Here is a 9,917-nt window from a genome sequence, read left to right on the forward strand (position 1 = left end):
GGACCGCTCCCCGCCCCACGCCTGCGACGCCTCGCGAGCGCGCCCCCCGTCGGGCCGGGATGAGCACCGGTCTAGCCCAGGTGATACATAGTGTCAAGAACAAAGTGAGAACATAGCGTTACATCCGCTCTCCCCCGTCATCACCGGGCTCGTCCCGGTGATCCCGATCGGAAAGGCACAGCGCTCTTCACATCGGGATGGCCGGGTCAAGCCCGGCCATGACACGGGAGGGTGTGACTAAGGCCGGTCGACCAAGGAGGGTGTAACGACGGGGGAGGGTGAGGAGGGGCGCACCGCTTACCGCTTTCGGTGTCGTCGTCCGTTATGGGTTTCCCCCACCTGCGGCGCGGCCCTTCGGGTCGGGCTCCGCTACGCGGCCCCGGTATGACGGGTGGAGGGTGTCACTCTCGGCCGAAGCTTGGCCTTTTCGGTTCAGACGGACAGAATTCCTGCCGGAGTTAACCGAATAACGAGAACTTCTGGACAATCCTGACGGAGATCGTCGCTCAAGAGCCCGAATCGAAGTCCGTTGTGCCAGATTATGTGATCATCTCCCTCAGCATCCTGACCGCAGTGATCGGGGCCATCGGTGCTGCGTTCCTCTTCGCGCGCGGGTACAACGACGATCTCGCGAAAGCAGAGGGTGATCTGGCAAACCTTGCCCTTTCTCTTCAGGAACTGACGGACGGCGTCTTCCAATCCGTCGAGAACGTCATGCGCGATGTGGTCGCCCGCATTCCGCAAGCCTGCCTTCAGGCCCATGAGTTCGACGGGTTCGCCGCCTCGCAGGCAACGAAGGCCATTCTGGTCGGGGCGTGCCATTCGCTGCCCCAGATCGTCCGCATCGATCTCGTCAACGCCCCGGGGCGGATCGTCGGCTCGTCGACGCCACGCCCGATGGCAGATCCGATCTATCTCAAAGACACCTCCTACTATCGGGCTCTCGCGACCGATCCGTCGCTCACATTGTATCTGAGCGAACCGATGAGGATCCGGGCAACCGGCAAGAAGGTTCTCTCCCTCGCCCGGAAAATCGAGGATACGGACGGAAATTTGCTCGGCATCGTCGTCGCCACGATCGATCTCGGCCATTTGGAGCAGATCTACAAGGATCATCTCAGGACGAATTCCCAGGCGATCACGCTCTATCGGCGCGATGGCATCATTCTGGCGCATTGCCCGATCTCGGAGAGGGCGCTCGGACGCCGCATATGGAGGCCCAACACCCCCCTGCAGCGCCTGATCGCCAAGAACATCCCGACCCTCATTCGCGATCTCAGCTGGATCGACCGGAAGGAGCGCGTGGTCGCCCTTCATCCTCTCGCCCATTATCCGGGCGGCATCGCCGCCAGCCGGACCGTGGCCGAACTCATGGCCGGACGGCGCCTTGAAAGTCGCCTGATCGGTTTCATCGCCTATCTGATGGATATCGGGATCGAGGCCGCCACTCTGCTCGGGCTGAGGCATGTGAGGACCGGCATCCTGAGGGCGGCCAGCGAGAGCTACCTGTCGCGCCACGATGTTTTGACCAAGCTTCCCAACCGGCTGCACTTCGTCGAGGACCTGAAGCGGACATACCTCGCCGCTCAACGATCCGGCACGGACTTTGCCCTGTTCCTTCTCGATCTCAACCGGTTCAAGGACATCAATGACACCTACGGCCACGTGGTGGGAGACCAGATCGTTCAGACTGTGGCGCGGCGCCTGCGCGAACGTCTCCGGAAGACCGACTTCATCGCACGCATCGGCGGCGATGAGTTCGCGATCATTCAACGGCCGATCAGAAGCCGGCAGCAGGTCATAGACCTCGTCACGGCCATTCAGGCCGCCATGAGGGTCCCGTGCACGGCCGGCAACACGGAGATCGATGTCGGCCTGTCCATCGGTGTTGCGATCGCGTCCTCTCACGGCAAGACCTCGACCGAGCTCATGAAGGCGGCCGATATCGCCCTGTACGCGGCAAAATCCGATACCAGCAGCAGCTATCGGCTCTATGATTCGGACATCAAGGATTCCCGCGCGGAACGTCGCGCTCTCGAGGGAGCCCTGAAGAGCGCTCTTGAGAACAAGGAGCTCGAGCTGTTCTACCAGCCGATCCTCGATCTGACGACAAACCAGCTGTGGGGCTGCGAGGCACTGGCGCGATGGAAACATCCGACGAAAGGGATGATCTCGCCTCTGCAGTTCATCCCGACCGCCGAGGAGTCAGGTCTCATCGGCCCGATGGGCGACTGGATCCTCGAGGAAGCCTGCTCGACGGCCATGACCTGGCCCCAGCCGTTGAAGGTCGCGATCAACCTCTCTCCGGTGCAGTTCAGGAGCCGGGACGTTCTCGCCAGCGTCAAGACGGCCTTGGAGATATCCGGCTTGCCGGCCAAACGCCTGATCCTGGAGATCACGGAATCCGTCAAGCTCACCGATGAGGCCACCGCGACGCTCAAGCGGCTCAAAGCGCTCGGAGTCTCGATTGCCCTCGATGATTTCGGTACCGGCTATGCATCGATGAGCTATCTCAGCAGCTTTCCCTTCGACAAGATCAAGATCGATCAGTCCTTCGTGCGTGGCATGCTGGACTCGCCGGACAGCCGCGCGATCATCAAGGCGACGATCGGCCTTGCGAAAGATCTGAAGATGAGCACGACCGCCGAAGGCGTCGAGACGGAAGAGCAGCTCAACGCCCTGCGCCTGGCCGGCGCCTCCCAGGCCCAAGGCTACCTGATCGCCAAGCCGATGCCTCGCGAATCCATCGCGGCCTTCATCACAAACCTTCAAGGCGCGCAGCCGGTCAAGCGCGACGAGCAGGTTCCAGCACGAGCGGTTGCGTAGTGGCGATGCGCGCATCGACGTGAGCGGCCGGACGAGCCCGGACGACCCGATGGTGCAGTCCTCGCCGGCGCGGCCCCTCCGGTCCGTACGATCCGCCAGGCGCTTCACATGATCGGGATCACTCGCGCAACGCCGGTGATGGCCGAGCGAGCCCCATCCCGTGAGACGAAGACCCATTCACTTTTCCGTTGCGCAGCACGGCTTGCGGGAACGGGCAGGGCAGGGCCGTGATGGCGATCCATTCCGCGTTCAAGGGCCGGAACGCGCCGACGCGCTTCTCGGCCGCTTTGCAACGGAGGATGTGTTCAGGGCAACGGCGGCGCGGATGAGCGCCGTCAATGCCTTTTCATCGATCCTATCGCCCTCATACAAATCGATGGCGCGCCTGGTATTGCCTTCGAGGCTTGAGTTGAAGAGGCCTGAAGGGTCCTCCAGCGAGGCGCCCTTGGCGAAGGTCATCTTCACGACGTTCTTGTACGTCTCGCCGGTGCAGATGATGCCGGCGTGCGACCAGACCGGAACCCCTCTCCACTTCCACTCCTCGACCACGTCGGGATCGGCCTGCTTGATGATGGCCCGGACCCGGGCGAGCATCTCGCCTCGCCAATCACTCAGCTCGTCGATTCTCTCGTCGATCAGTTGAGAGGGAGAAACTTCCCTTCCTTCATCAGAGCCGCTGTTCCTCTCGCTCATGCCTGTCGCAGCCTTCTTCATGGTTGTCGTCGCCCTCCTGCCACCTGCGTATCGCCAGCCGGCACTTGGTGCCGTCGCATCCCGTCGCGGGTATGCTGTTGTGCTATTTAAACGGGGCTTGGGTGAAGCGCCAGCGATCGCTTCTCGCAGCCGTTCCTCCATGGATGAGCGACCGCGCGAGACCCAATCGGTGACGCTCCGAGGAAGGCTTGCGAGAGGCAGATCGCATCAGTCGCGGTTCTTCGGGCGCCTGTCCGCCCTGTCGGGCATCAAATTGCGCCGCAGGCCCATCCATAAAAAGACGACGAACAGAATCGACATGGCCGGCCAGTGGAACCAGATTTCGTGCAATCCACTGAAGAGATTAATCAGAAACAGGAACACGCAAATCACGATGGCGGCCCGGAGTGGGCGCGGCAGATCCGCCAACCGGCCGGAAAGGCCGTGCGCCGGCGTCATCGACCCGGCATTGCCGCGACGCGATGGCGCGCCGCCGGCATGAGCGGCTCCTGGTGCAGGTTTCCCAGCACCCTCCGATTCGAGCTGCCCGAAGGTTGTGCCGCCCAAGGTCACCCGATAGCTCATCACGGGAGCCCTGACGTTCCTGACCTGCTGCTGGCCGAGATAGTCGAACCCGACCGACAGTTTGTTGTAGACCTGATCATAGACCGGCCCGGAGATCAGAATGCCCCCGGGCTCGGACAGCTCCTGAAGCCGCGCCGCGATGTTGACGCCGTCCCCATAGATGTCCGAGCCGTCGACCATCACGTCACCCAGGTTGATGCCGATGCGAAAGCGCATGCGCTGCGCCTCGGGCACATTCGGATCCTGGGCGGTAAGGTCCTGTTGGATCTCGATGGCACATTGCACGGCCTCGACCACGCTCGGGAATTCGGCGATGACGGCGTCTCCCCACGTATTGACGATCCGCCCGTCATGGCGCTCGATCAATGACGCCATGGCGGTCCGATAGCGCCGCAGGGTCGCCAGCGTGCCGGATTCGTCCGCCTCCATCAGGCGGGAATAGCCGTGCACGTCGGCACAGAGCACGGTGGTCAACCGCCGTTTCAGCTTCTCGGTCATGGCAGGCATGATAGCGCGGAACTTGCCGAAGCGCATGGGCCGTCGCAATCGGCGCTTGGTCGAGGAACCGACACCCCTTTCCCGCCGTGCCAAGATGGCGTATCCTGTTCGCATAGTACGGTCCCGCATCGGACCTGGGCCTCGACGAGCCCCTCCATCGACCACCCTGTCGACTTCCCTCCTGTATCGCGTGGTTTGCGTAAACTGATAACGTAACCGGTTCGGCTGCAAGCCTCTTTTGTGGTTCACGCGCCTGGACGCGTGTTGCCGCTCGCAAGGCTTACGAACCAAGGAGCTGGACATGAGCATTACTCAGGTGCGCAGCACGACCGCGTCCGAGATCCCGAGCGCGCGGACGGTCGACATGAAGCTCGAGGTCGTCGTCATCCCTGTTTCGGACGTAGACCGCGCCAAGCGCTTCTACAGCGACCTCGGTTGGAGATTGGACGCCGACTTCGCCACCGATGACGACTGGCGCGCGATCCAGTTCACGCCGCCCGGTTCCGGATGCTCGGTCATCTTCGGCAGGAACGTCACGGCGGCGGCCCCCGGCTCTGCGCGAGGATTGTATCTCGTCGTCTCGGACATCGAGGCTGCCCGCGAGGAACTGCTCCGTCGCGGCGTGGAGATCAGCGAGATCTTCCATGGCGCCGACGACGTGCGCGCCGGCGATGACGAGCCCTATCTGTTCGGGCGCCTCCGGATCAGCGGCCCGGATCCCGAACGCCGGACTTACCGCTCGTGCGCCTCGTTCAGCGATCCGGACGGCAACGGCTGGCTGCTCCAAGAGGTCACCGCGCGGTTGCCCGGGCGCGTGGATGTGGACCAGACGACATTCACCTCGTCCACCGAACTCGCAGCCGCGCTCCGCCGCGCAGCGACGGCACATGGCGAGCACGAGAAACTGATCGGCCACCATGATGAGGAATGGCCCGACTGGTACGCCGAGTACATCGTCCGGGAGCAGGCGGGCAGGGAATTGCCGTCATGAGCGGCGGCCCGGCTGGCCCGGCCCGGTTTTTCGGAAAGGACGGGCTCCCCGCTCGGACGAAGCACGCTGGCGTGATCCCTTGCGCGGCACTCCCGCGCGCCGGTGACGGCGCCATCCACCGACGGGCGGAGGGGACGCCGCCACTGGAGCAGCGGACCTCCCGAATGCCCTGAATATCGATAAGCGTTCCGATCTCACCGCCCGGCACGCAAGCTCGCTTGCCGACCAGGGAGAATGACGATGTCCTTTCTCACGACCTCGGTTGCAGTGCTTCTGGCCGCATCGGCCGCCGCTGCCGGTCTGATCCCGACGCGGCTCGCCGCGCAATCCGCCACAGCGGCCGAAGACACCTCCATCCGGCCCTTCCGCGCCGACATTCCGGAAGAGGCGCTGGTCGAACTCCGCCGCCGCATCGCGGCGACACGGTGGCCGGACCAGGAGACGGTTGCCGACCAGTCGCAGGGCATCCAGCTCGCGAAGATCAAGCCGCTCGTCGAATATTGGGGCACCGGCTACGACTGGCGGAAGGCGGAAGCCAAGCTCAATGCCCTGCCGCAGTTCATGACCAGGATCGACGGCGTCGACATCCACTTCATTCACGTTCGCTCGCCTCATCCGAACGCCCTGCCGCTGGTCATGACGCATGGCTGGCCGGGCTCGGTGTTCGAGCTGCTCAAGACCGTCGGTCCGCTCACCGATCCACCGGCCCACCGAGGGCGCGCGCAGGACGCGTTCGATCTCGTTCTTCCCTCGATGCCGGGCTATGGCTTCTCAGGCAAGCCGACGGATACCGGCTGGGGTCCCGACCGCATCGCGCGGGCCTGGGCGGAGCTGATGAAGCGCCTCGGCTACACCCGCTATGTGGCCCAGGGCGGGGATTGGGGCTCCCCCGTCTCGAGCGCTATGGCGCGTCAGGCGCCGGCCGGCCTGCTGGGCATCCACATCAACCTGCCGGCCATCGTCCCGCCGGAAGTGGCCGCGGCCCTCGCCACGGGCGCTGGCCCGCCAGCGGGATTATCCGAGAAGGAGCGCGCGACATTCGACGAACTCAGCGCCGCCGCGAAAATGGGGAACCGGTCCTACGCCGTGATGATGGGCACGCGGCCGCAGACGATCGGCTACGCCGTCGCGGACTCTCCGGCCGGCCTCGCGGCGTGGATGCTCGGGCATCCGGGCTTCGGGACATGGACCTACAGCAGCAGCGATCCCGAAAAGTCGCCGGACGAGGTGCTGGACGACGTCTCGCTGTACTGGCTGACGAACACCGCCGCCTCGGCGGGACGGCTGTACTGGGAGTATGGCGGACGCAGCCCTGCTTTTTCGGCCCCCGAGCGAACCGCCGAGATTTCCCTCCCGGTGGCCATCACGGTCTTTCCAGGGGAAAGTTATCGCGCCCCGGAATCGTGGGCCCGGCGTGCCTATCGCAACCTGATCTACTTCCACGAGGTCGACAGGGGCGGCCACTTCGCCGCCTGGGAGCAGCCGGAGCTCTTCACCAAGGAAATCCAGGCAGCGTTCAGGCCGCTGCGCTAATCGCTCCGAAGACTGCAGGCCCCGTAGGGCGAGTTTCCGATCATCGATCCGCCGGAGGTTTGGAATGGATCACGAGTTGATCGCGTTCCTGGAAACCGAACCGACAACCGCCGGCTGACACCCTCATCGACCAACGCGCAGGGAGGAACACGATGTCTCTTATCACCACCTCGGCCATGCTTCTGGCGACATCTGCAGCCGTGTTCGCCGTCGGGCTGATCCCGACGCCTCTGGCCGCGCAGCCCGCCCTCGCAGGCACGGCGGCCGAGGACGACGCGATCCGTCCGTTCCGCGTCGACATTCCCGACGGGGCGCTTGCCGACCTTCGTCGCCGCATCGCCGCGACCAAGTGGCCGAAGCGGGAGACCGTCACGGATGCCTCGCAAGGCGTGCAACTCGCGACCATGCAGGCGCTTGCGCGCTATTGGGCGACAGAATACGACTGGCGCAAGGTCGAGGCGAGGCTGAACACCCTGCCGCAGTTCATGACGAATATCGACGGGTTGGACATCCATTTCATCCACGTCCGTTCACCTCACCCCAATGCGCTCCCGGTGATCATCACGCATGGATGGCCCGGATCGATCATCGAACAGCTGAAGGTCATCGACCCGCTGACCAATCCCACGGCCCACGGTGGAAGTGCATCGGACGCATTCGACGTCGTGATTCCGTCGCTGCCGGGCCACGGCTTCTCAGGACAGCCTACGGCTCCCGGTTGGGACCCGCAGCACATTGCCCGCGCCTGGGTCGCGCTAATGAAGCGCCTTGGATACACGCGTTTCGTAGCGCAGGGCGGCGATTGGGGCGATGCGGTGTCGGAGCAGATGGCCGTGCAGGCACCTCCGGAACTGATCGCCATTCACACCAACATGCCGGCCACCGTGCCTGACGAGATTGCCAAGGCTCTCCAATTCGGCGATCCGGCGCCGGCGGGACTCTCGACCGACGAGCGGCATGCCTTCGATCAGCTCGACTTCTTCTACAAGCACGGCTTGGCTTACGCCCAGGAGATGAGCAATCGCCCCCAGACGCTGTACGGGATCGAGGATTCGCCCATCGGCCTCGCCGCCTGGATGCTCGATCATGACATCCGCAGCTACGAGCTGATCGCACGCGTCTTCGACGGTCAGCCCGAGGGCCTGACGCGCGACGACATCCTCGACAACGTCACACTCTACTGGCTGACGAACACCGCGGTCTCGTCGGCGCGCCTGTATTGGGAGAACAAGCTCGCCTTCTTCGCTCCGAAGAACATTACCATCCCGGTTGCCGTGAGCGTCTTTCCCGACGAGATCTATGCCGCCCCGCGGAGTTGGGCCGAGAAGGCCTTTCCCCGAATGATTCACTACAACCGGCTCGACAAAGGCGGGCACTTTGCGGCCTGGGAGCAGCCGGAGACATTCGTGCGAGAACTCAGGGCGGCGTTCAAACCATTGCGCTGATGGAGAGGCGATGTGGGGCATTGATGTATGCACGCCGCTGCCCATTGCGCAGCATCATCGGCGGAGTGATTGGGAGAAGGTCCGATGTCCAAAGAAGTCGATGATGATCGCCGTCGCCTGTTGCGCACGGCGGCTGTGGCCGCTGCGGCCGCCGGGCTGGGGGTGACGGACCCGGCGAAGGCGCAACCCACCGGAGAAGGATCGCTCGATCCGCCCGGGAGCAAGCCGGGGATGACGGCGTCGTTCGACTCGCTCAAGCAGATCGACGCGGGCGTCCTGAACGTCGGGTATGTCGAAGCCGGCCCCCCCGACGGCCCTGTGGCCATGCTGCTTCACGGCTGGCCCTACGACATTCACAGCTATGTCGATGTGGCGCCCCTGCTGACATCGGCAGGCTACCGGGTGATCGTGCCTTATCTGCGCGGCTATGGCCCGACCCGGTTTTTGTCCGGTGAAATGTTCCGGAACGGTCAGCCGTCGGCGCTTGCCGTCGATGTCGTCGCATTGATGGACGCGCTCAGGATCGAGACCGCAACTCTCGCCGGGTTCGACTGGGGAGCACGGATGGCCAACATCGTCGCAGCGCTCTGGCCGGAGCGGTGCAAGGCCATGGTGTCGGTGAGCGGTTACCTGATCGGCAGCCAGGAAGCCGGCAGGATGCCGTTGCCGCCGAAGGCCGAACTCGAATGGTGGTACCAGTTCTACTTTGCCACGGACCGTGGCCAGGCCGGCTACGATCGATACCGGCACGATTTTGCCAAGCTCATCTGGCGGCTCGGCTCGCCGAAATGGGAGTTCGACGACGCCACGTTCGACCGCACGGCGGCGGCGTTCGACAATCCCGATCACGTCCGCATCGTCGTCCATAACTACCGATGGCGGCTCGGCCTCGCCGACGGCGACCCGAAGCATGACGAACTGGAAAAGCGGCTTGCAGGCTTCCCGGCCATCACCGTGCCGACCATTACGATGGAAGGCGATGCCAACGGCGCCCCGCACCCGGATGCCGCATCCTATGCGCGGAAATTCTCAGGAAGATACAGCCACCGGGTCATCACGGGCGGGGTAGGGCACAATCTGCCTCAGGAAGCGCCGCAGGCCTTCGCCGAGGCGGTGGTCGACGTCGGTCGCTCCTGACCTCAGTCAGGATGTGAAGTCTCTCTGCGACGGCGAGCAGCGCGTTCGGCGCTAGAGCATCGGACGGTTAACCGGACGAATATCCAGCTGCCTTGAGGTAGTTCCAGCATTCTTGCGGCTCAAACAAATCGCAGATGCCGCCGAGCGCTCGCCACAGCGCATCGAACGTTCGCGCCTCGGCCTTGCGCAGGTGCGCTTTGATCTTGGCA

The 9,917-nt window shown here is 64.0% G+C and carries 7 protein-coding genes and 1 pseudogene; 5 read left to right on the forward strand and 3 right to left on the reverse strand.

Annotated features, from left to right (window positions below; genetic code table 11):
• Positions 1 to 531 precede the first annotated feature (531 nt).
• Positions 532 to 2,826 (forward strand): EAL domain-containing protein, encoded by a 2,295-nt coding sequence (locus KHP60_RS23495; RefSeq protein WP_213566705.1) that lies wholly within the window; start codon positions 532 to 534, stop codon positions 2,824 to 2,826.
• A 249-nt stretch (positions 2,827 to 3,075) separates the two neighbouring features.
• On the opposite strand, the gene KHP60_RS23500 is transcribed toward KHP60_RS23495, so the two are convergent.
• Both KHP60_RS23500 and KHP60_RS23505 read right to left on the reverse strand, forming a co-directional pair.
• A complete protein-coding gene (locus KHP60_RS23500; protein ID WP_213566706.1) occupies positions 3,076 to 3,540 on the reverse strand; it encodes a DUF1801 domain-containing protein in 465 nt (154 codons plus the stop codon).
• A gap of 207 nt (positions 3,541 to 3,747) precedes the next feature.
• The gene (locus KHP60_RS23505; protein WP_409366314.1) at positions 3,748 to 4,602 is read right to left on the reverse strand and encodes an adenylate/guanylate cyclase domain-containing protein; all 855 of its coding nucleotides are present in this window, start codon (positions 4,600 to 4,602) and stop codon (positions 3,748 to 3,750) included.
• A 301-nt stretch (positions 4,603 to 4,903) separates the two neighbouring features.
• Here KHP60_RS23505 and KHP60_RS23510 point away from each other — a divergent pair, with 301 nt between their 5' ends.
• The 4 genes from KHP60_RS23510 to KHP60_RS23525 all read left to right on the forward strand — a co-directional run bounded on the left by KHP60_RS23510 (position 4,904) and on the right by KHP60_RS23525 (position 9,708).
• Positions 4,904 to 5,593 (forward strand): VOC family protein, encoded by a 690-nt coding sequence (locus KHP60_RS23510; protein ID WP_213566707.1) that lies wholly within the window; start codon positions 4,904 to 4,906, stop codon positions 5,591 to 5,593.
• 240 nt (positions 5,594 to 5,833) lie between these two features.
• Positions 5,834 to 7,126: an epoxide hydrolase family protein gene (locus KHP60_RS23515; RefSeq protein ID WP_249689078.1), complete on the forward strand. Its 1,293-nt coding sequence runs from the start codon at positions 5,834 to 5,836 to the stop codon at positions 7,124 to 7,126.
• Positions 7,127 to 7,278: 152 nt separating this feature from the next.
• Entirely contained in the window at positions 7,279 to 8,571 is a 1,293-nt protein-coding gene (locus tag KHP60_RS23520) for an epoxide hydrolase family protein (RefSeq protein ID WP_213566709.1), read from the forward strand.
• 84 nt (positions 8,572 to 8,655) lie between these two features.
• Positions 8,656 to 9,708 carry an alpha/beta fold hydrolase gene (locus KHP60_RS23525; RefSeq protein ID WP_213566710.1) on the forward strand — a complete coding sequence of 351 codons (1,053 nt, stop codon included), beginning with the start codon at positions 8,656 to 8,658 and terminating at the stop codon, positions 9,706 to 9,708.
• 67 nt (positions 9,709 to 9,775) lie between these two features.
• On the opposite strand, the pseudogene KHP60_RS25350 reads toward KHP60_RS23525, so the two are convergent.
• A pseudogene (locus KHP60_RS25350) lies at positions 9,776 to 9,917 on the reverse strand (IS630 family transposase); the annotation flags it as partial.

The sequence above is a fragment of the Microvirga sp. 3-52 genome (assembly GCF_018383585.1).
GTDB lineage: Bacteria > Pseudomonadota > Alphaproteobacteria > Rhizobiales > Beijerinckiaceae > Microvirga.